At 40.2% G+C, this 22,114-nt stretch carries 20 protein-coding genes; 12 read left to right on the top strand and 8 right to left on the bottom strand.

The window, feature by feature from the left end; genetic code table 11:
* The first annotated feature begins 336 nt into the window (after positions 1-336).
* Both ATS71_RS04265 and ATS71_RS04260 read left to right on the top strand, forming a co-directional pair.
* Entirely contained in the window at positions 337-534 is a 198-nt protein-coding gene (locus tag ATS71_RS04265) for a hypothetical protein (RefSeq protein WP_058403692.1), read from the top strand.
* Between the two features lie 423 nt (positions 535-957).
* Entirely contained in the window at positions 958-1,575 is a 618-nt protein-coding gene (locus ATS71_RS04260; protein WP_201020855.1) for a replication initiation protein, read from the top strand.
* Here the strand turns inward: ATS71_RS04260 and ATS71_RS04255 are convergent.
* From ATS71_RS04255 to ATS71_RS04240, 4 genes are all read right to left on the bottom strand, one after another.
* Positions 1,527-2,324 carry a PhzF family phenazine biosynthesis protein gene (locus tag ATS71_RS04255; RefSeq protein ID WP_058403691.1) on the bottom strand — a complete coding sequence of 266 codons (798 nt, stop codon included), beginning with the start codon at positions 2,322-2,324 and terminating at the stop codon, positions 1,527-1,529. The two genes, ATS71_RS04260 and ATS71_RS04255, sit on opposite strands and share 49 nt — an antisense overlap.
* 16 nt (positions 2,325-2,340) lie before the next feature.
* Complete coding sequence (locus ATS71_RS04250) at positions 2,341-2,814, bottom strand: pilin (RefSeq protein ID WP_058403690.1); 474 nt, start codon at positions 2,812-2,814, stop codon at positions 2,341-2,343.
* Entirely contained in the window at positions 2,811-3,632 is an 822-nt protein-coding gene (locus ATS71_RS04245) for a hypothetical protein (protein WP_058403689.1), read from the bottom strand. Before ATS71_RS04245 ends, ATS71_RS04250 begins: the two co-directional genes overlap by 4 nt.
* 64 nt (positions 3,633-3,696) lie before the next feature.
* Positions 3,697-4,311 carry a SemiSWEET family transporter gene (locus ATS71_RS04240; RefSeq protein WP_058403688.1) on the bottom strand — a complete coding sequence of 205 codons (615 nt, stop codon included), beginning with the start codon at positions 4,309-4,311 and terminating at the stop codon, positions 3,697-3,699.
* Positions 4,312-4,595: 284 nt separating this feature from the next.
* Here ATS71_RS04240 and ATS71_RS04235 point away from each other — a divergent pair, with 284 nt between their 5' ends.
* Together ATS71_RS04235 and ATS71_RS04230 are read left to right on the top strand one after the other, a co-directional pair.
* On the top strand, positions 4,596-5,729 hold the full coding sequence (locus ATS71_RS04235) for a PepSY-associated TM helix domain-containing protein (protein WP_058403687.1): 1,134 nt from the start codon (positions 4,596-4,598) through the stop codon (positions 5,727-5,729).
* Positions 5,730-5,777: 48 nt separating this feature from the next.
* Positions 5,778-6,932, top strand: coding sequence for a tetratricopeptide repeat protein (locus ATS71_RS04230; RefSeq protein ID WP_058403686.1), 1,155 nt, complete (start codon positions 5,778-5,780; stop codon positions 6,930-6,932).
* A 63-nt stretch (positions 6,933-6,995) separates the two neighbouring features.
* On the opposite strand, the gene ATS71_RS04225 is transcribed toward ATS71_RS04230, so the two are convergent.
* From ATS71_RS04225 to ATS71_RS04210, 4 genes are all read right to left on the bottom strand, one after another.
* Positions 6,996-9,821, bottom strand: coding sequence for a TolB family protein (locus tag ATS71_RS04225; RefSeq protein ID WP_058403685.1), 2,826 nt, complete (start codon positions 9,819-9,821; stop codon positions 6,996-6,998).
* A 126-nt stretch (positions 9,822-9,947) separates the two neighbouring features.
* The gene (locus tag ATS71_RS04220) at positions 9,948-11,510 is read right to left on the bottom strand and encodes a PH domain-containing protein (RefSeq protein ID WP_058403684.1); all 1,563 of its coding nucleotides are present in this window, start codon (positions 11,508-11,510) and stop codon (positions 9,948-9,950) included.
* On the bottom strand, positions 11,503-12,036 hold the full coding sequence (locus ATS71_RS04215) for a PH domain-containing protein (RefSeq protein ID WP_058403683.1): 534 nt from the start codon (positions 12,034-12,036) through the stop codon (positions 11,503-11,505). The genes ATS71_RS04220 and ATS71_RS04215 overlap by 8 nt, the downstream gene beginning before the upstream one ends.
* 62 nt (positions 12,037-12,098) lie before the next feature.
* Positions 12,099-12,950 carry a D-hexose-6-phosphate mutarotase gene (locus ATS71_RS04210; protein WP_058403682.1) on the bottom strand — a complete coding sequence of 284 codons (852 nt, stop codon included), beginning with the start codon at positions 12,948-12,950 and terminating at the stop codon, positions 12,099-12,101.
* Positions 12,951-13,425: 475 nt separating this feature from the next.
* Here ATS71_RS04210 and ATS71_RS04205 point away from each other — a divergent pair.
* The 8 genes from ATS71_RS04205 to ATS71_RS04165 all read left to right on the top strand — a co-directional run.
* Positions 13,426-13,863: MarR family winged helix-turn-helix transcriptional regulator (locus ATS71_RS04205; protein ID WP_235591408.1), on the top strand; the 438-nt coding region annotated here is incomplete at its 5' end.
* Positions 13,864-13,968: 105 nt separating this feature from the next.
* The gene (locus ATS71_RS04200) at positions 13,969-15,282 is read left to right on the top strand and encodes a porin (protein WP_058403681.1); all 1,314 of its coding nucleotides are present in this window, start codon (positions 13,969-13,971) and stop codon (positions 15,280-15,282) included.
* Positions 15,283-15,408: 126 nt separating this feature from the next.
* Positions 15,409-15,804 (top strand): YbaN family protein, encoded by a 396-nt coding sequence (locus ATS71_RS04195; protein WP_058403680.1) that lies wholly within the window; start codon positions 15,409-15,411, stop codon positions 15,802-15,804.
* Between the two features lie 328 nt (positions 15,805-16,132).
* The gene (locus tag ATS71_RS04190) at positions 16,133-16,765 is read left to right on the top strand and encodes a PepSY-associated TM helix domain-containing protein (protein WP_058403679.1); all 633 of its coding nucleotides are present in this window, start codon (positions 16,133-16,135) and stop codon (positions 16,763-16,765) included.
* A complete protein-coding gene (locus tag ATS71_RS04185; protein ID WP_058403678.1) occupies positions 16,765-17,274 on the top strand; it encodes a DUF2271 domain-containing protein in 510 nt (169 codons plus the stop codon). Before ATS71_RS04190 ends, ATS71_RS04185 begins: the two co-directional genes overlap by 1 nt.
* A gap of 35 nt (positions 17,275-17,309) precedes the next feature.
* Positions 17,310-18,155 (top strand): DUF4198 domain-containing protein, encoded by an 846-nt coding sequence (locus ATS71_RS04180; protein ID WP_058403677.1) that lies wholly within the window; start codon positions 17,310-17,312, stop codon positions 18,153-18,155.
* Between the two features lie 292 nt (positions 18,156-18,447).
* Positions 18,448-20,979 carry a TonB-dependent receptor plug domain-containing protein gene (locus tag ATS71_RS04170; protein ID WP_058403675.1) on the top strand — a complete coding sequence of 844 codons (2,532 nt, stop codon included), beginning with the start codon at positions 18,448-18,450 and terminating at the stop codon, positions 20,977-20,979.
* 196 nt (positions 20,980-21,175) lie between these two features.
* Positions 21,176-22,069 (top strand): DUF4097 family beta strand repeat protein, encoded by an 894-nt coding sequence (locus ATS71_RS04165; RefSeq protein WP_058403674.1) that lies wholly within the window; start codon positions 21,176-21,178, stop codon positions 22,067-22,069.
* The last annotated feature ends 45 nt before the right edge of the window (positions 22,070-22,114 follow it).

Here is a 22,114-nt window from a genome sequence, read left to right as displayed (position 1 = left end):
GCGGTTATTCAGTTTGTGGTGAGTGCGTTTAATTGACAAGGTGACAAATCGCCGTGAGTCGGTAAAAGCTACATATCACCCCAGTGGTTGAGGTGTATGGCAGGATAGGCCTTTCAGGCCAAAATGTGATACACCCCAACTTATTATAAAAAATAACTAATTTTAGCGGCTAAAATAAAATATAAATAACGTACATATATCGAGTTTATCGTGTTTCATATGGTGTAAATAATGGTTAAGTTAAGGGCAGGACAGGTGAAGTAGGCCTACTTCAAAATAGTTAATTCGCCTGTGGCTCAAACAAGTTTCACCGGTGAAACTTTAGGAGATTTAAACATGACAGAAGAACACGACATCGATACGCTGTGTGATGCAATCAATCAGGATTTAAGTAGTGAGCGTGTGCGTCATTTTTATGCGCAACTGCAGGGAGAGAATAATAGTCCACAGGAAGGCGAAGCGGTTGAAGCATGGCTGGCCGAGCAAATACCCTTGAACGTGCCTATATGGGTATCAAAAAAAACAGACGTCTGAGGGGCACAGCTAACGCGCGTTGCTTGTTTGGCACGTAAAGCCGTTCAGAAACCGCCTGAGAGCGATTCTAAGCCGTTTTATGTGCTTGGTTAGTGGATTTGCGCGAAAGGTCTATAAAGGCGTATTAAAAACGCTATTTAGCGCGTATATGGCGAAGAAAAGGTGTTTAACATAATGCCCGATATCGGCTATCGCGACCTTTTTGGTGGTTCAGGTGGATTTCGACTCCAAACGCGCCTTTTTGGCTGTCTTGCTGTGTGCTGTCATTTGGCGTAACCTAAGCCCTAATAAAACAAAACCCCGATATTCATTACCAACTTGGCGGGCGGATATGAATAATCAGGGTTCGAGATAAATCTCAGAGAGAATGATAACACATGGATCATACTTCACAAGCCAAAACCGCCATAAGCGCGGTGGAAATTGAATAGCAACGCCCAACAGCTCTCACTCTTTGAGCAGCGTTTACCCAAAAAACCGTACCATACCGATGAGTTCGCGAATGGCTTAGCGATTGCGCGTGCCCAGAACGCGATTAAATCACGCTACATCCAAGCGAATGGCCCGACGCATAAATACTGGTTAGTGTTTGACGTAGACAAACCGAATGCATCCTTAGATTGGTATGATTCAGATGCACCCGCACCTAATATCATTGCAACCAATCGTGAAAATGGCCATGCACATTTGATTTATGGCCTTGAAGTCTCTATTCGAACTGCGCCAGATGGCCGCAGTGCGCCACTTCGCTACGCAGCAGCCGTAGAAAGTGCGCTGAGAGAAAAACTCGGTGCCGATATAGGTTACGCTGGCCTTATTTGTAAGAACCCTTTAAATCCACATTGGCAGGTCTCTACATGGGAGTCGTGCTTATATAATTTGGATTGGCTCGCTGATTATGTCGATTTGAGCGCCTACAGTGGTCGTAAACGACTCCCTGACTACGGGTTAGGGCGTAACTGTAACTTATTCGATTATCTTAGTACGTGGGCTTACAAGGCGATTAGGCAGGGGTGGCCGGTTAAATACCTAACTGCATGACCTGTTAATGTTACCGTTGACTCCCCTACCTCGCACTGTAAATGCCCACCTCGGCTAGATGCCTGATAGGCAGTTAATTGTGTTTTACCTAACAATTGTGCCCAGTATGGAGCAAGCCCTGTATGAATAGAGCCCGTAACATAATCTTCATCACCGCCGCTGGCTGGCCAAAAATAACGAGAAATAAAGTCGTATTCATCACTAGGTGCTGTTGCAACTACATCGTGTGGCCCTAACATCTTTAATACTGCAGAGTCAGTAGTTAAGTTCTCTACCTGTTTAGCCGATTCATAAACTGCAAAGTAAGCTTGGCGATTTTTAAGTACCTTAACAGGTTGTATAGACAAGCCATTTAACAATGCCTGTGGCGGGTTTTTAACCTCTACTGGTGCTTGCTTAGGGAATGTCATAGCAAAGCTGCCATCATTGTTTTTATTAACAATAAGCTCGCCTACTGCATCAGCTATAAACCGGATTTGCGATACATCATGTTCTTCACATAAAACATATGCAGCAGCCAAAGTGGCATGGCCACAAAAGTCTATTTCCATTAACGGTGAGAACCAACGAATAGCAAAACGGCCATCGGTTTGCTTACAGGTAAACGCAGTTTCAGATACGTTGTTTTCAGCGCCTATATTTAGCATTAGGTCATCATTCAACCACGACTCAAGTGGGATAACAGCTGCATAATTGCCTTTAAATAAAGCGTGTGTAAACGCATCAATTTGGTGAATAGTTAATTGCATTAGCTTCCCTTGTATTTTAAATACACGCCGAAGGTAGTAAATCTTTTGGCACTGAGGTTTTATTTTCACCAATCGCTTTCATACCTGTGACTGGCTGATCAAAGCCGCACAACCAAGAAATTGGGCTCAAAGGGCTACCTTCAACAACAGCTGGTCTAAACGTCAATGTTGTATTTTGTAAAGGCCGAGATGCTTTGTTACCTAAAGTAATATGTATAGCACCGTTTTTAATAGTAATTCCCGTTACCCTATTCCCTATTAAGTATTGACTAGCAGGCACACCCGCTTCTTCATTATTATTAGGAAAACGTTTATTCTCGAGGTAAAACACAGTTACGTCTTCTCTTATTGCAGCCGCCATAGCAAGGGGATCAACAAGCTCTGCCTTTTGCATGTATTTACTGTATTGAGGCAATGCTACAGCAGCCAAAATACCAATAATTGATACAACCACCATTAACTCTATGAGCGTAAATCCTTTTGCTTTCATAATACTTCTCCATACATAAATAGTGGTTTATAGGCCGCTGAAATAAACAAATAAATAGAGACAACAATCACTGCACCATAAACGATTATAAGTTTATTAATAAAGTATTTTGCGCGCTGATTAAACTGTTTTAACTGCTGCTGTAACAGTACTTCAAACTCATTTTGAGCATTTAACCCCAGCGCTTCACACTCATATAAATGCTTTGTTTCTGTGGTTGTAACACCTGAATTTACTGAGCTTAATGGAAAGAATAAAATAGCAATTAGTGTTTCGTAGTTTTTGACTAGTTTTCGTGGGAAAAACACTTTAAACAAGCCTGAAAACGGCTTTAACTCACTCAATATACTGGCGTTTTTGAGCTTTAAAATTACGCTGAGTATAAAACTAAGCAGCAAAAATAATGATATGATCGGAACATACCAATAGCGAAAATAGCTATCAAAGATATTGTGATCATGTTGTTGATTCATGCTGTACATGTCTACAAATGCAGGGACAACAAAAAGTTGGTAAAGAAGAGAAGATAAACAAAAAAACGCAAAAACAAACGTCAAATAAACAAGCCAGCCTTTATGCTCAAATTTAAAATCGTTGATTAATTTGGGTAAACACTGGTAATAAGTTGCACTTTTTTGTGCGGCTACTTCGTCTTGCGACACAACACCCGCAACTAGCATTTTTGCAAGTTCACTATCGTCGTTATCGCCTTGATATATATTCAGACTCGCCTTTTCACTTAGTCTTAGCTTATCGCTTTTGCTTAACTGTGCTGAACTATTTATTCGGCATAAATAGCCAAATTGCTCCCAATTCATACTCTATCCTTTGAATAACGATAAAGTAACATGCCATATATTTACCTAAATATAAATGAAAACATTAAGCCATTATCGGTCGCATTTTATAATATTGCATACAACCAAATTGCACGGCATTAGTCAGCAACAACATGATAAACATAAGTAAGTGTGAAGTACTTGGTGTGGTATTTGTTAACTCAACAACTAAGCCGCAAATGCCCGCTATAAATTGCAAACTAAAATAACGAGCACTTAAGTTACTTACATCACCTGTGCGCAACGTTTTATAGGTTTGTGGCATTACGCGCACTGAGCTCATCACCAGCCCTACGTAAGTAAGTGAATTAAGCACCCATGCGGTATCAAAGTTTGGGCTTAATAACAGCGAAAACGGCATAAGCGAAAAACCAAGCATGAGCAACAACTGAAGACGCTCTTGCTTTGCGGCGTTGTAACGGGCAAAAAAGTACAAGATCAAGCCGCTTAATACGCCTGTTACAAAAAAAGGTAAAGCAATAAAGTATCGCTCAAAATAAATGTTATACGTTATGAAATAGAGACTTTGTGCGACTCCAAATGTCATCATCAGCAAAGATAAACCAGAAACACTTCTGTTTTTTCTAATTTTATTTAGCAATGGTAAAAAGCTAAAAAGTAAAATAAATGAAGACAAAATAGGCAAATAGTGCGCCAAAACAACCTCGCTGTTACATAACGATTACTTTAATTACTTAATAAAAACATTTATTAAACATCTGTTTTAAAAGGCTTTTACTGTGAGCGCGGCATTGTAGAGTGAAGTTAATTTAACTCAACTAAACAGCAAAAACCCTTTTTAGTAACTGGAAACTTATATTTACAAAATATGTTATGTAATGTGCACAGTTTATCAGTTTTCCGAATTCTTGTACTGCCACTATTAAATGCAAATAACAATTGATATCATTTGTATATAAATAATTTAAATAACGACAACCCATGAGAAAAACACTTTTTAAAATTCATAGCTGGATTGCTCTCATTGCAATTATTCCATTAATTGTAATAAGTATTACTGGCAGTGTGCTTGTATTTAAAAGCGAGATAGATGGCTTACTTATGCCCGAAAGTCATTTTGTGATTAGCACTCAACCTGAACGTTTAGATATGGATAAGCTAATTTCTATCACGCAGAACGCTTACCCTGAGTATGTCATTGGTAGCTGGGAAATTTTTAACGACGATACAGCTGATCGGGTTTACTTAATCGAGCGCGAGTCGCAAGTTTGGTATAAATTTCATTTAAATCAATATACTGGTGATGTTTTGTCAGCCCCAGTGGGAACGAGCCATTATTTTACAGATTGGTTTTTAGAACTCCATTACACCTTTTTACTCAATGATTTAAAAAGCTTACCAGGCCAAACAGGCACCGTTTTGGGGTTCTTTTTTGCTTTATTTTTATTGGTGCTCGGAATAACCGGCCTTATTATTTACCGAAAGTTTTGGCAACGCCTATTTACCGTGCGTTGGCGCGCAACATTACAAATCGTATTAAGTGATATTCATAAAATGACTGGTGTTATTGGTTCACCTATTTTAATTGTTTTAGCTATAACCGGTGGTTATTTTAATGGTGCCGTTTGGTATCACGAAGTACTTGAACACGCTGAAGAAGAACATTATGCCCTAACCAAAAACCTGTATAGCAAAAATGTTTCCTTCCAAGATATTTTAGATGACAGCAAGCAACAAATAGCCACGTTCAACAGCACTTACTTGGTTATGCCATTAGAGCCTGATGACAACATTACTGTATTTGGTGAAGTAAATTCTAATAACCCACTGGCAAGTGAATACGCTAATACCGTTTCGTATAACAAAATCACTGGTGAGCATATTGCCAATTGGGATATACGCCAAGTAGGTCTTGGCTGGAAAGTATTAGACAGTTTTCGTAAGCTTCACTTTGGATATTTTGGTGGCCTAATAAGTAAAATACTGTGGAGTTTTATAGGGCTAAGTCCACTATGGCTAAGCGCTACTGGCTTTTATTTATGGTTCACACGCCGCAAACGTAAAAAACAATCGCAAATAAATCGTCATAATAAACAACGAACAATAACCGCTTGATTAAAAAGTCACCTCAATGTAATGTGAAAAATCACATTGAGGTGGCTTATGAAATCTATAGTATTAGTTACGTTATTTTTGGTATTTTTAAGTGCATGTAAAAGCACGCCAACAACGCCTACAGTTGAGCAACCCCAGCTTACTGCCCTTATTAATCACACCCGCTTTAAACAAATAGACACTCCGACCGAGGTGAATATTTTTGAATTGCCAAACGCCGAAAAAAAACGCTTTTTAGCTTATGCCGACCAGCAGCAACTAAACGGTGTTAGAACCGATCGTATTATTTACAACTATTTAGAAAACCAACTTAGCGATTTTAGTTATCATGGTGACACATTAACTTCTTCGCAAACTCTGACTCGCGCACACGGCAACTGTATTAGTTTAGCGGTTCTTACACAAAGTTATGCAAATGCGCTGGGGCTAGAAACCAGCTTTCAAGAAGTTACTAGTGAACCTGTGTACGCAAAAGAAAGTGGAATGGTCTATGTAGCTAATCATTTTAGAACCATGGTATATGCACCAAAAGTTGAGAAAAAAGATAACGTTATTCAAGTTTTTCGCCCAGGTACGCTTATCGATTATTTTCCTACACGCGGTAGTTTTTATTCTGGCAGCGCCAGCTACAACGACTTAGTGGCTAAATTTTATGGCAACTTAGCAGCTAAAGCATTTGCTGAAGAAAATCTTAACGCTGCTTATTCTTTTATTTTACAAGCCAATAAATTTACCCCGAATCATCCTGAGCTTTTTAACATGGCGGGTATGTTACATCGCCGTGTGGGAGATTTAAAAAACGCAGAAGTAATTTACGAAACAGCAATAAACAATAATTTATCGAGCGTCAATTTGGTTAATAACTATCAATTATTAGCTAAACAACTTGGTAAAACTGTACTTGCAGAGCAACTAAGCAGCCAATTAAATTACAAAGAAAGAGACCCTTATGAACTACTTGCTCTAGCAAAAAACGAATTACAAACCGGTTATATTAATCGAGCAAAAGACCACTTAGAGCTCGCTTTATTTAAAGCCCCCTATATTTCTGAGCTATACCTAGAACTTGCTAAAGTTCGCTACCATCAAGGTAAAACTGAGCGTTCAAAGCGACTTCTCAAAAAAGCAATTGAATACGAACGAGACGATAAAAAGTTAGACGTATATCAAGCCAAGTTGTTGTCGCTGCAATATAAAGATTAGGGTGAATTGAACTGTGGTCAATCGGTTTACAATCCACAGTTCAAGTAAACTCATTCATCCTAGTTAAAGCGAATAATAGAAGCTTAGCCATGCACGCATTTCATCGTCAAAGCTGCTGCCCTCAACCCGCGACACACCCACATTAAATGTTAAATCGTTAACACCCGCAGGTCCCATGCCAAAGCTAAAATCACCTTGGTATTTTAAACCGTAACTTTGTGCATAAACGCTGTCATCTAATTGATGTTGAGTGTAATAAAGCCATGGCATACCCTCTTTATAAGTAACTCCACCGCCATACCCTTGGTAACGATCGGCAGTTGCACTGTAAAAATGCAGGTCAGCTGCCAGCACAAATTCACTACTGTAGTTTTGATTAATAAGGTTTGAACTAAACCCGCCTAGCGCAAGGCGTGCATCGTCTCGCTGCCTTTGTGTAAAGTTAATGTACAAAGGAGCGTTAAATACCTTACCAAATACACTGGCATCTAGGTCATAACCCTGCCAATTGTTTTCACCTCTTCCTTCGTACCAACGGGCATTAACACGTTGCCCTATAGCAAACGTTTGGCGGTCATATTGCCAACTTTGAGCAAAACCTAAACGCGCCCAACGGGTATGGCTTTGTTTATAATCGGTATAGTTATAAGCCAGCTCGGGCGTTAGACTTAATTGTCCAAACTTAAGTGGATAGCTCATTGCTACAAACCCACCACGCGCATCTCTTTTTGTATTTAAATTGCTGGGGCTTACAGCTTGATATTGACGAGAAGTATCTAAGTTGTAGTCATACAAAGCGAGTTTAAACTTAACATCAAGCGCATTATATTTAGCATTTACAAACCCGCCATGTAATGCGCTATCGTTTAAATCAATACTATAACCCGCTTGCAGGTCTAGCTGCTTTAATAAGTCACTGCTTTTAATACCCAGACTTAATAAGCTGGTCGATGCAGAATAATACTGAGAACCCAACGCAAAGGTTGCGTGCTGATCAAGTACTGCATAATCGCGCTGTTCGCCAACGTCTTGGGTGTATACTTTAGCCTCTGGCAACGTATGCTCGTTAACCATTAATAGCGGGGCTTTGCTATTAATAGCTAAATCGGTCACCTTGGTGTTAATACTAGTATTTGCTAGGCTTTTTATATCAGGGCCGTCGGCATGAATCGACAAATAAAGCAGTGTCTCATCTTGCATTTCTATGGGGTGAGCAACCGCTTCTTGCCCTTGTGTTAATCGCTTAAGGGTATTGCTGGCTATATGATAGTTATAAATATCAGTCGTATTATTTAACCCCGCAACAAAGTAAATTGATTCGCCATTAATGCTAAAACTAGGTTGGGTTAAATATTGATATCCGTTTGGCATAGGCACCGACTGGCTAACCCCCCTGTCAACATCTTGTATATACATTTGCCAGTTTTCGTTTAAAGAAGCTGATAAATAAACTAATTTTTTATTATTAGGACTAAGCGTGGGGTAATCGTATGCGGTATTTAAACTTTTTTTAAATAAAGGCGTTATGGCACCGGTGTCTATATCTACTTTTACTAATTCAGAATACCCATCACGTATTTGCTCTGCATACATAACTTTACCGTTGCTTGTTGCACTAAAGCGCCTGATACCTGCAAGCTCGGTTAGCTTTTCTACGTTGCCGGTTTCAATGTTATAGCTAAATATATCAGACACCCGATTATAAATGCCCGACTCTTCAGTGCTATAGGCATTAAAATACAGTGTCGTGCTATTTATCCATTGAGAGTTAGCTATACCAGCCCGGTTTATTTGATTAAGTATTTGTTTTTGTTCACGCTTAAATACACTCGGCGGCGTATCAGGTATATCGAGCGGATCTTGTTCAATTAGCGTTTTTTGCGCTTTTTCAAAGCTATTCATCGCTTTGGTGTTATCTTCGGTGCTATAAATAACCAGCTTAGTATCACGCTTTTCATTACGCTCAACTATCGCAAGCTTACTGCCATCATGAGAAAGTGCTGGATTACTAGCGTATAAATCAAGCTCAAGCCATAACTCACTATTAAGTGGTTGCTCCTCTTGCTCTTGCTGCATGGCCTTATACGTATATTCAGCAATAAAACGACGATACAACTTGGCTGCGCTTTGGCCAAACACACCTTCAAACGCTTCATCAAAGTCACGTAACTTAACCGCCTGCATTCGAGTCCATACACTATCAAGAATTTGCTCTGAAAATGTTTGCTCTAACCAATATAAAAACCGGCTGCCCATCAAATAAGCCATTGAGCCCCCCATAAAACCACTATCACTACTCAATTGGCCATAGGTTGGTAACGCACCTTGCTGGGCAAATTCACGCAATATCGACTCAGAGTAATTATCAAATAATCGCCCTCGTCCGGTCATTTTAGATTCAATTAATGTTGCGTATCCTTCAGCAACCCAACGCGGTGTATCACTGTAGGTTAAGTCGTAAATATCCCATAAACCGCGCACTTTTTGTTGCCAGTGGTTACGTGTAGGCTGCGCTAAATGCACTAAATGAATATATTCATGCAACACCAGTAATTGCTGCCAGCCGGGGCTATTCGAAATCACCGTGTCAGACTGCGGTGGCGTAGTAAAAAGTGCCATCACAGGGTTGTTCGATGTAGGCAAGGCGAATCCGTTCGCTGCATTTAAGGGGTCAAACACGACAACGTCGACTACTTTATCGAGTGCACGATTTTGCTGCTCAAGCACTTTGGTGCGTATTATTTCAAGTTCAACAGCGGTCGATTTAGCAAAATCAATATGCTCAATGCTGTAGTGCACATTAAAATGTTCGGTATGAATGGTTTGCCAGTCGGCAGCGAATGCGGGGGTAGTAAGCAACAAAGCAGAGGCAATGAGTGACTTTTTCACAATAATCCCTTAAGTAGTATCTTTAATAATGCTTAGAGTATTATTAAACTAACTGGGTTTGCAGTAAAAAAGTGTAATAAAGCATGTGCAAATGTGTTTTTGCACATACTTTATAGTTTGCAGAAGTTACATCCAACTACGAGTATCTGATTCAGCCTGCTTAAGCGTAAAATCAATCACAAAATCAGCATCTTGCTCTTTTATGTATGGCATAAACGCAAAGCCGTGAGCAAGTTGTATATACAGGCTTTTCAGTCCTGATCTTCGCATTAAATAGGTACTTTCGCTGCTAGCACTTTGTACTTTATAAAGTTCAAACACGCGGTAATGTACGCCAATCATGCCCTTGCGTACAACCATGTAAAATCGGCCATTATCTTCATGTAAATAGTAGCCATAACGCTGATACGACAGAGTAACCAAGCCCGCAAATACACCAAGTACACCCAAGCTAATAAAGTAATTTAGCTCATTAAAATAACAAAAAACAGCCACAAGTAAGCTAGGTAATAATGCATACAAAACTAAGTTTTTATACCAAAGAGCGCGCTCTGCCTGCTTAAATGCCAGTGCGCTATTGTTAAACCACGGGTAAATCCACTGGCATACACTGTTAACTTGCTCGTTATTTAATACAGGTAGTACTAAGGTTTGTTTATTTTTTTTAGCGGCCATGCCCGCCATTGCACCACCGCTACTCGCTTGTAAAAATTCAACGGTAAAGCGCTTGAGTAATCGGGCAATAATATTTTGTTTTATGACAATCGACTGCACTTTATCTAAGCTCATAGATAACTGATGGCGCTCTAATAAACCGGCAATGCGTTTAAACTTTTTACCTTTAAAATAAAGCTGATAATTATAAAAGCGGATCAGCGACATCCCTACCGACAGCAAAACAGCAATAAGTACCACAAATACAAATAATGTGAATATGGCAAATAACGCCGCACTGGCTACAAGGCCAAGTTCTTGCTCATAAAAGCCTTCTACTTTTGTGATTAACTGCTTTTCAAGCACATCGGCCACCACATTTATGAGCGGTGCAATGGCTGCTAACGCTAAAATAGCCATATTCGACATTAAACCAAACTTAGCTATTTCTTTGTTAGAAATAAACAAACTACTTTGCTCTGCAGCCTCATCGGTTTCTACTTCCGTATCTGGCTCAAGCTGCTGTTGGGCCTTGTAGGCAAATATTTGCTTTCGCATTTGCTCTGCATAACTTTGGGTTACTCCAGGCAATACAGCTTCTTGAGCCGCACTACCTGCCGCATCAAAAATACAATTAACCAGCGTTACTGGTTTAAAGTAAAAAGGCTCAGCAATATTTACATTTTGAACTCGCTCAAATTTAAGCGTTAAACGTTCTTTTTTAAAAACGCCTTTATTAAGCAGTATTTCGTTATCGCTTGAAATACAAAACCTAAAGTTTCTGTAATATAAAATAGAGTATAAAAGCAACGCACTTACAGCCACTGCTGCTGCAATTTGCCCCCAAAAAAGTTTATTTTCTACTTGTGTAACAAATACAAAACCAAGCGGTAATAAGTTAAATATGCCGTCGCGCACAAAACGCACACCAAAATGGACAACAAAATACACAAGCGCCCAAGGCGATACTTTTTGCCACAGTTGCGCGTGAGCAGCATCCGTTTTTTGTGTGGGGTGAAGTGTTAAATCACTCATCGGCTGGTACAGCCTGTGTAGACGTGTGTTCTTGGCGGTAATCTTGAACAAACTGGCGCATATTTTTACAATCAGTGTGCGTAAGCCCACTTACTTGCAAATCGGCACTCATGCCACCGGCGCTATACAGTTTTAAACTAGCTAAACCCAGCTTTCGCTCAATAGGTCCACGATGTATTTCAATGTGCTGCACGCGTGCTAACGGTAAAATAGTAACCCGCTGCCAAATAATTCCTTTTTTAAATGCAATGTCGTGCTGGCGCATAGCCACCCCCTGCAATTTAATACTCGCAACGCTGTAAAGCATAGAGATGAGTATTAAAATAGGCATACCAATTAATAAATACGTTTGCATATTATTGGCGAAGTTTTCGTTGAAGTAACAAATAGCGGCTAATATTGCGCTAAAAGGAATATAAAATACTAACCAGTTAAGCTGAGCATGGAGCGGTGCTTTATCGGCAAGCGCTTTAAACTCAATGCTTTTGTGTTGTGGTAAACCCGTTATTTGCTGATTATTAAACACACTATTTCCTATATTGTTTTTTATTATTTTAAAATTTAAGAATCCTAATCAAGCATATCTTATTATGCCCATTCTATAGATGTTACCAACGTATGGCTTTGCTGTGGTTCAAGGGTAACCGCATCATCTAATACATTAGCGGCTTCTAGGCATAACATGGTTTTGTATTCATCGTCAGCAAAATTAGACAAGCGCTTTGATTTTTCAATCCACGGATTCCAAAGCACACACGAACTAGAGTTTGCTCGCCCAACCTTGATAACGCCTTCGGGTGTATTAATGTATTGCACAGGTGCAGCTTGGGTGTAAACCATATCGGTTTCACGTTCAAAGACAACAACCGCTTGTTGCGTAAAAGGCCCTTCAGCAAATTCAATATATTGCGCGCCTTGCAAGCCTTCAACGTGTGTATTAGTAATATCTGATGTTGGGAAATATGTGTGCAGCGCTTGTGTATAGCTAAACGCCTTGCTGCCTAAATTTGTTGTGGTTAATTTTACTTCAAGAGAATCACTTAAAACAAATTCCACTTTTAATGCCGACTCGTGCGGCCAATATTCAGAGTTAATAAGCTTCACAGGGAGCTTTAAACTAACCGTAATACACTCGTCAGATTCATGCACCTCGTCGGCTCGCCATACACTAGTGCGAGCAAAACCATGTGCGGGCCAGCCAGTATTTACATGCGCGCCAAACCATGGCCAACAAATAGGAATACCACCGCGAATACTCGTGCCTTCTGAGAACGTTTCATTACCCGACACCCAAATAAGAGGTTGCTTACCCTTCGGTGTAAATTGCGTAATTTGGCCACCTTGCAAAAATATTTTTGCATTGCATAAATCACTTTCAACGTTAATAAACTCAAGACCTGTTTCGGTGTGTTCAATACTCACTGATGGCGATAACTTCATGCCTTTCCCTTTAATGTTAATAATCACAACGTTCAATACTCTTACATATAACGTAAAGTATAAACCAATCAAATAAATTTTTGCTCACTAAGGTAATCATTGTGAGCATATTGATAGTTGTATATCATAAGCTTACTTAATCTACACTTTGATTAATTGCATACCAAACACATAAAATACACTTTAAAAAAAGACAATTTTAGCGGTGTACCTATTACTTAAAACAGCGCTAAAACGCTTAATTAAACGCCCCACCTATTAAAAACACTTAATTAAAGTGCACTTGCTTTAAGGTAAATTAGTTTCTACTCTAATTAATAAAGACGAGTAACTGCAGTAAAAAATTAAATTTTTAATTTGAATTCAATTTATTTGATGTGTAACATTTCGCGATTATGGCAAAGCATTGCTTTTCGACGAGATAAACACATGCAAAAATATGACGAGTTACTGGTATCTTTACGTAAAGTGATCNCGAGCGATTGATTTACATTCTAAGCAACTTAATAAAACAGCCGGTTTAACTGGCCCACAGTTGCTTATAATGCACGAAGTGTCTCAAACTGATGGCATCACTGCTAGCCGCATTGCGCAAAATGTAAATTTAAGTCCAGCAACCGTAACTAATATTCTCGACAGAATTGAAAGCAGAGAGCTGGTTACGCGCGTTCGAAGCCAAATGGATAAACGTCGAGTGAGCTTACACCTCACTGAAAAAGGGAAAGAATTACTACTTAAAGCCCCTCAACCATTACAAGAACACTTTATAGAAAAGTTTTCTGGTTTGGCCGAATGGGAGCAGTCTTTATTACTTTCCTCTATGCAGCGCATTGCAGCCATGATGGATGCAGACAAATTAGACGCCTCACCACTACTTGAAGTGGGTGCACTAACACAAGCGCCTAAAGAATAAAAAACGAACAATAAAAATATAAAGGTTTTGTACTAAGCTCTTAACCCAAGGTGTTATTAATATCTTGGGTTTTAATTTTTAACCAAACAAAAAGAAGCAGCTAATATGACCAAACTCTCAAAATTATCGCTCGCATTTATTTTAGGTAGTGTTTCGAGTACTTCTTACGCCACTGATATCGATACGCTTCAAAGTCAATTAAAACAACTACAGCAGCAAATGAAGCTGCTTGAACAAAAACTAGTTGAAGAAAAATCTAAACAGCAAAAAATCAACGAACAACACCAAGAGCAAGTTGCACTTATCGAGAAAAAAGCTGACCAAAACGTTGTGGTGGCAGAAGCGCCGAAAGAAAAAAGCAGCGGCATAAAGGTAGGCGGTGCTATTCGTACTAACTTTAGTTATGCATCGTATGATGACGATAACGAAGATCGCGGCGGCGACTTTGATTTTGACGTTTTTAGACTTAATTTTTCTGGTGATGTAGGCGACGTTATTCTTAACGCAGAAATTCGCTTTTTTGATTACATGACCGCAGTAAAATATGCTTATGCTGCCTACGACTTTGCAGACGATTGGCAAGTACAAGCAGGTATTACCAAAGTACCTTTTGGTAACTGGCCTTATAATTCACATAACTGGTTTTTTAACACCACCTATTACATCGGTTTAGAAGATGATCACGATTTAGGCATTATGTTTAAACGTAAAATTGCAGATAACTGGCAACTAGATCTTGGCTTTTTCAAAAACGATGAGCTTGGTGGCGTAGATGGCTACGTTGACAACCGCAGCGATCGCTATTCATACGATGTAGTTGGCGTAAGAGCCGCCGAAGATGGTATTTACGCAGAGCCTGCAACGCAAATAGGCGAATACAACACGTTCTCGGGTCGTTACGGTTACCACTTTGAACACGAGGGCGGCACAACCGAGTTAGGTTTTTCTGCGTTATCTGGCGGGTTGCATGATGGTAATGACCGCGCAGGCGACTATTATGCATGGGCTATGCACCTAAATAGCAATATTGATGCATGGAACTTTCAACTTCAACATGGTGAATACAACTACGACATAGATAATATTGATCGTATGGCCGTAGGTGCTTACTCTTTTTACGACAGTATTGCCGCAGAAGCAACCATGACCAATGCAAACATCGCTTACAGCATGCCAGTAGAATGGGGTCCGGTGACAGACCTACAATTTTATAACGATTACGGTGTTATTTACGATAAATCTGACAACAGCGCAGATACGTGGATGAACGTGACCGGTGTTTCGGTAGCGGCTGGAGGCTTGTTTACTTACTTTGATTTAGTGCACGCCAAAAACCAACCTTTCGTTGGTGGATCGATTGCCGGTGACAGTAGCGAAACAGAAAGACGCTTTAATATAAATATTGGTTATTATTTTTAATAACCAAGTCTACAAAAAAGGACATACTGGGTATGTCCTTTTTTATTGAAATAGCGTTTTAGTTTTATAATACATGTAAAATTGGCCTACACTTTAAATTAGTCGCCACTCACTATAGCGTCGTCAATGAATATAAAATCGTCACTTATTTGTTATAAAAACGTAGGGTTAAAAATGCTAGGCTTAACCTTAGTGGCGCTAGGCATTGTGGGAATTATGCTACCAGTCATGCCTACCACTATATTTTTTATTTTGGCGCTAACCTGCTTTACTCGATCGTCCCCCGCGCTCGCACACTGGTTACTTAACCACCCTCGTTATGGCATAACCCTGCAACAATGGCAGGCTCACAAAGTGGTGCCAACCAAAGCGAAGTGCTATGCCGCTATCGGTATGCTTATTGGATTTATATTTTTACTGCACTCTACAGCGCCTATTTGGGTTGTATACCTTGTAGCAGCAATAGAAATTACAGTCATGATTTACCTTATTTTAAGACCCTCACAACCCCCTAAGCAATAAACCTCGTTTAAACGCACGAACTAGGTCAAAAAACGTCTTTGACCTGAACTCGGGATAATAAACCTGTCTCTAGCCGCTATTTTCAGCGCTAACTACGTTGAATATACTTGCAATAGGCCAGCTATAGACGCGTAAATTTGCCTTATTTTCATTGAAAATCTCTGGCTAGAAAAAACAAATTTAAGTACCACTATAATTCAATATTTTAGTAAGTCTCTTAACTAGGGTTCAGGTTATTTAAAGTAATAATGTAAAGTTACGTAAGTAAATTTGTAATAAGTAATGCAAATCATTATCATGTGACAAATTTCATTACATTAAATTATTTATGCCGTTTATTAATAAGCGAGCTTTGTATAGTACAAGCCGTGCCCTACATATTTATATTTCTACCGCTTTGTTTTTTTTACTCATTCTATTTTGCGTTAGTGGCATTGTACTTAACCATGTTGACTGGCTTAAAAACGATAAAAGTAATGGGCAAGTAACCGCAACTATTCCAGCTGAGCTTGTAACAAAGGCAAACTCGCAGCTAAACACATTACCTACGCTTTACCCAGAAATAGAAGCCTATTTAGCAACGCAGTATGCACTTACTAAAGTGAAAAGTATTGAGTGGGAAAAAGAAGATGCACTTGTCATGCTCGACTACCCCCTTCCGGCGGGTTTTGCTTACGCTGAGCTTGACTTTACAACTGGCGAGCTAAACCTCGAGTACCAAACAGGTGGGTTTTTAAGCCTAATAGGCGATTTGCATAAAGGCCGACATAGCGGTGCAGTGTGGAGCTGGGTAATTGATATTTCAGCGGTATTGATGATTATTTTTGCCATCACCGGCATGATTATTTTATTTCAAAACAGAAAAAAACGCTTAGCAGGTATATGGATAACCGTTTTAGGCATCGCCACGCCTATGGTTATTTACTTGTGCTGGGTACCTCAAATTAAAGGAGTGTCTTAATGTTAAAAGTAAGTACTGTAGTTAGCGCAGCATTATTAATGGTTGCCGCGTTATTTCAAACAACGGCTCAGGCACAAGCGCCAAAGCTAGAAATTGAACTCACCCTACCCGATCTTGACGTACAACCTTACCACCGACCGTACGTTGCCGTATGGCTAGAAACACCAGAGCGCAAGCACGTAACAACGCTTGCACTATGGGTTCAAAAAGCAGAATGGTTTAAAGACTTACGCCAATGGTGGCGTAAAGCAGGCAAAACCGACATTAACTTTGACGGCATAAGTGGCGCAACTAGGCGACCTGGTACTTATACAATTGACTGGCAAGGTAAAGATTTAGACGGCAATGCCGTAGCGCCGGGTAAATACCTATTAAATATTGAAGTAGTTCGTGAAGAAGGCGGCCGTGATTACCAACGCCTTGAACTCGATTTAACAAACCCAGGTAAAATTACCATCGATGGGAAAAAAGAGTTTTCTACCAGTTTTGTTACCGTAAACGCTAAGTAGTAGCTATTTATAATTCGAATTTAAAGGAAAGAAAAATGAAAATTAATTTATTAAAAACAGCATTAATTGGCGCACTTAGTTTATCAGCGCTGGTATCTACATCAGCCAGCGCACATGGCCGTTGGTTATTGCCATCACACACCTCACTTTCTGGCGATAAAGCGCATTACGTAATGATTGATGCCAGCATTTCTAACGAAATGTTTGCACCCGACAAAGCCTTTAAGCCAAAAGAAAAAGACGCCCAATGGGACGACACATTACTAATGGCACTTATGCCAAATGGCGAGCCTGTTAGCGACACTATTCGTGCTTATTACTTAAAACGTAAAAGTTCAGCAGCAATAAGCTTAACTGAGCAAGGCACCTACCACATTGCAATGACACAAAAGCCAATGTACATGACCTTCTATAAAGACGAAGAAGGTAAGCGTAACCGTGTATTTGGTAAAAAAACAGACGCTAAATTACCTAACAACGCTCAAGGCGTGCGCACCACTAAAGTTATTTCAACAGTCGATACCTTTGTAAGCCGCAACGGTACATCTAAGCCAGCACTGTTAGGTTTAGGCTTAGAGCTAAGCGGCCCTACACACCCAAATGACTTATTTGTTGGTGAGAAAGCACGTTTTCAATTACTACAAGACGGAAAACCAGTAGGCGAAGGCATTGAAGTTAATATTTTAAGAGGCGATACTCGCTACCGTAACGAACGTGGCGAAGTAAAAGTAATCACCGATAAAAACGGCTTTTTTACAACAACATGGAACGCACCTGGTGTTTATTTAATAGAAACCGCAACCGAAGTTGATGTGAAGGAAAAAGGCGTAGATTCAGGTCGTTATGCTTTATTTACAACGCTTGAAGTAGCGCCTGAGTAAGTATTTAGGCATTCATTTAAACATATTTTTAAGCCAAGTTTTTAACTTGGCTTTTTTTCTGCCTATCACTTTTTTTGCAATCTCTCTTTTACTTTTATTGATTTCGTCACCATTCACTACAAGATTACAACAGTAACGATCTAATCGTCTATAACGTACGTAAACAGTGGCCTTACTTATTAAAAACGTGAATAACATAGATGGTTTTTATCTTTGCACGTAGTTGAGCGCTTCTATATGATTCGCTCCTTTTTCAAACTCACCAAAACAACGACGTTCTTAAGGAACATTCATGACTTTTAAGCGTTTATCAGCCAATAAATTAGCACTTAGCTTGGCCGTAACCTCTGCACTTAGCAGCTCTTTCGTTACAGCTAATGCGGCAGAACAAGATACCCAAGCACAAGAGAATATAGAAGTAATCTCAGTAACAGGGACTCGCCGTAGTTTGCGAAGTATTGCTGAAAGCTCAGTGCCAGTAGATATTATTACTAGCAGCGACATGGCAAGCACAGGTCAACTTGAAATCAGCCAGGTTCTTGCTAACCAAGTACCCAGCTTTAACTTTCCAAGCGCCACTTTAGGTGATGGAACAGATCACGCAAAACCTGCTGTACTGCGCGGCTTAGCGCCCGATCACACTTTAGTGCTTATCAATGGTAAACGTCGTCACTCTGGCGCGCTTTTAAACTTAGCGGGTGTTGTAGGCAGGGGCTCTACCGCGGTAGATTTAAACATGATCCCTACATCAGCCATTAAGCGCGTAGAAGTACTACGCGATGGTGCCGCAGCGCAATACGGCTCAGATGCCATTGCCGGGGTGATTAATATTGTTTTAAAAGACGCCTCTGAAGGCGGCAGTGTAAGCGTAACCTATGGTGAATACGACACACAAATGGCGGGCGCACCTAACTTAGAAAGCACCTACGCAGATGCAAACGGCGATCTTGCATTTAACCTAGGTGATGACCGCGAAATTAGCGATGGCACAACACGCACTATTAGCGCTAACTCTGGATTTGCATTATCAGACAGCGGTTTTGTAAACGTATCGATTGAATACCGCGATAACAGCCCAACACAACGCTCTGGCTTTGACCCTCGTGAACAATACAGCCGCCTTGACGATGGCAGTCTAGACCCGCGCGAATTTACTATTGATCGTTACAACCATCGTTTTGGTAAAGCAGACTTAGAAGATTACGCTTTATTTTACAATATGGGTTACGAGCTAGATAACAGCCTAAACCTGTATTCTTTTGGTAGCTACTCAAAACGAGAAGGTAACTCAGGTGGTTTTTACCGTCGTTCACAAGACAGCCGTAACGTATTAGCACTTTACCCAGATGGCTTTTTACCGCAAATTGAAACCGATGTTGAAGACTACTCATTAGCCCTAGGCTTAGAAGGTGAAACGGGTGACTGGACATGGGATGTAAGTACCAACTACGGTCGAAACGATTTTGCACTAGGTGTTGTAAATAGCTTAAATACGTCTCTGGGCGCCACCAGCCCCACCGAATTTGATAACGGCGCATTAGTTTATGACCAATTTATAGTCAATGGTGATGCCAGCACAACCCTTGATTTAGGGTTACCTGACGACGTATTTTTTACTCTAGGTGCTGAATACCGCCACGAAAGCTATAAAATAGAACAAGGTGAAGAAGCCTCATACATTACTGCCCTTGATAGCAATGGCAACCCAATTGCAGCCGGTGGCGCACAAGTGCTTTCGGGTTTTGGCCCAGAAAGCGTAACCGATGAAAGCCGCCATAACGTTGCACTATTTGTTGAGTTTGACACCTACCTAACTGAAAATTGGAACATGGTTTTAGCAAGCCGCTACGAAGATTACAGCGACTTTGGTAACACTTTTACCTCAAAGCTTGCAACACGTTACAGCGTTAACGAAAACCTGTCGCTACGTGGGGCAATTAGCACAGGTTTCCGTGCGCCATCGCTTGCACAGAGCTCGTACCGTCAAATTTCTACTGTACTTGAGAACAACCAAGCGTTTGAAGTGGGCTTATTCCCAACAGATGCACCAGCAGCACAAGCCCTTGGCGCAAAACAATTAGACGCTGAAGACTCAGTTAATTTAACAGCTGGTTTTGTATACACCCAAGGTAACTTTAGCTTAACGGTTGATGCCTACCGTATTGATATTGATGACCGTATTGTGCTCTCGGAAAACTTAAGCGGTGCCGCAGTACAACAAATTTTAGCGGATGCTGGTGAGTTAAATACCGAAAGCGTACGATACTTTACCAACGCCATCGACTCGCGCACACAAGGCGTAGACATTGTTGCAACTTACCTACTACAGCTAGATAACTTTGGCGACGTGCGCTTAAACGCAGCGGCTAACTTTAACGACACCGAAGTAACACACGTTGACGATAACCCTGAGCAATTAAACTCATTAGGTGACGACTATGTTGTATTTGCACGTCGTGAAGTGGGTCGTTTTGAGCAAGGCACACCAGACAACAAATGGAACCTATCGGCAGTGTGGAACTTTAACGAATGGCAAACAACTTTGCGTGCAACACGTTATGGTGAAGTTGCCGATATTTCTACTACCGCCGATCGTGATGAATACCTAGACGCTAAATGGATAACCGATTTAGAAGTTGCGTATCGCCCTAATGATGAATGGAAATTTGCACTCGGTGCCAACAACTTATTTGACCAATACCCGCAAGCCACGGTCGATAATATTGGTTACTCTACCTTTAGCCAAATATTTCCGTACACACCGTATGCACCATACAGTTTAGATGGCCGCTTTTTATACGGTAACATTACCTACAGTTTTTAATTAAAACTGACGTTTAAAACGAAAAGGATGCTTTATGCATCCTTTTTATTAATAATTAGTAATTTTAACCACTAATTAGTCTTTTAATTTTCAACAAAAAACTAAATTCATTATAAAACAAACACTTAAATTTAGGCCCCATTTTTGCTCTAGTCTTGTTATATTAACTAATACTGTCACATTAAAAGGACTAACCATGAGCTCATCAACTGTATCTACCATTGCTAAACCACTTTCACTAATTAGTGGTATTTTATTATTAAGTGGCTGCGTGTTTCATATTTCGCCAAGCGTTGCGTCGGTAAAACAAACACAACAACTAACATTACCTAGCAATAACCTTGAATACCTAGACGTACTTAGCGGCGCGGGTTCACTTAAAATAACAGGTTCATCAACAGCAACCAGTATTAGTGTTAACGCCACTATTTATACAGCCGACATAGACGATGAATACGAACTCACCCTTGATCAAAGTGGCACTAAAGCAAAGCTTGTTGCACAAAACAAAAGCAATAATGGAGTTAGCTTTTACAGCGGTCAATCGCCAAGTATTGATTTAGTGGTCACCGTACCTAACAACCTTATGCTAGATATTGATGACGGCTCGGGCGACATCACTATTAACGCCATGAAAAATAATATTGATGTAAAAGATGGCTCTGGCAGCTTATCAATCAATGGCGCTAAAAACCTAAACATAGACGACGGCTCGGGCGATATTTCGCTTCAAAGCATCACTGGTAACCTAGACCTTAACGATGGTTCGGGCAGCATTACTATTAATAACGTCAATGGCAATGCAAATATTGATGATGGCTCAGGCGATATGAGTGTAAGCAATGTACGTGGTACATTAACCGTTGAAGACGGCTCGGGCAGCATAACAATACAACATATTAATGGCGCTGTAGACGTTGAAGATAACTCGGGCGACTTAACCATTGAACATGTTGATGCAAGCGTTACCATTGAAGATGGTTCGGGTAGTATTCGCGTTAATCATGCTAAAGGGTTAACAATTACAGAAGCGGGCTCGGGCGATGTAAGTATTGATAATATTAACGGCCCTGTAAAATTCGACCAATAAACGCGAGTATATCAACCTCAGGTTTAAATAACCTGAACTGTGAAT

This window comes from Pseudoalteromonas sp. H71, from assembly GCF_001468485.1.
Taxonomy (GTDB): Bacteria; Pseudomonadota; Gammaproteobacteria; order Enterobacterales; family Alteromonadaceae; genus Pseudoalteromonas.
Note: the sequence above shows the minus strand (reverse complement) of the source record. Positions and strands in the feature narration are given on the sequence as shown.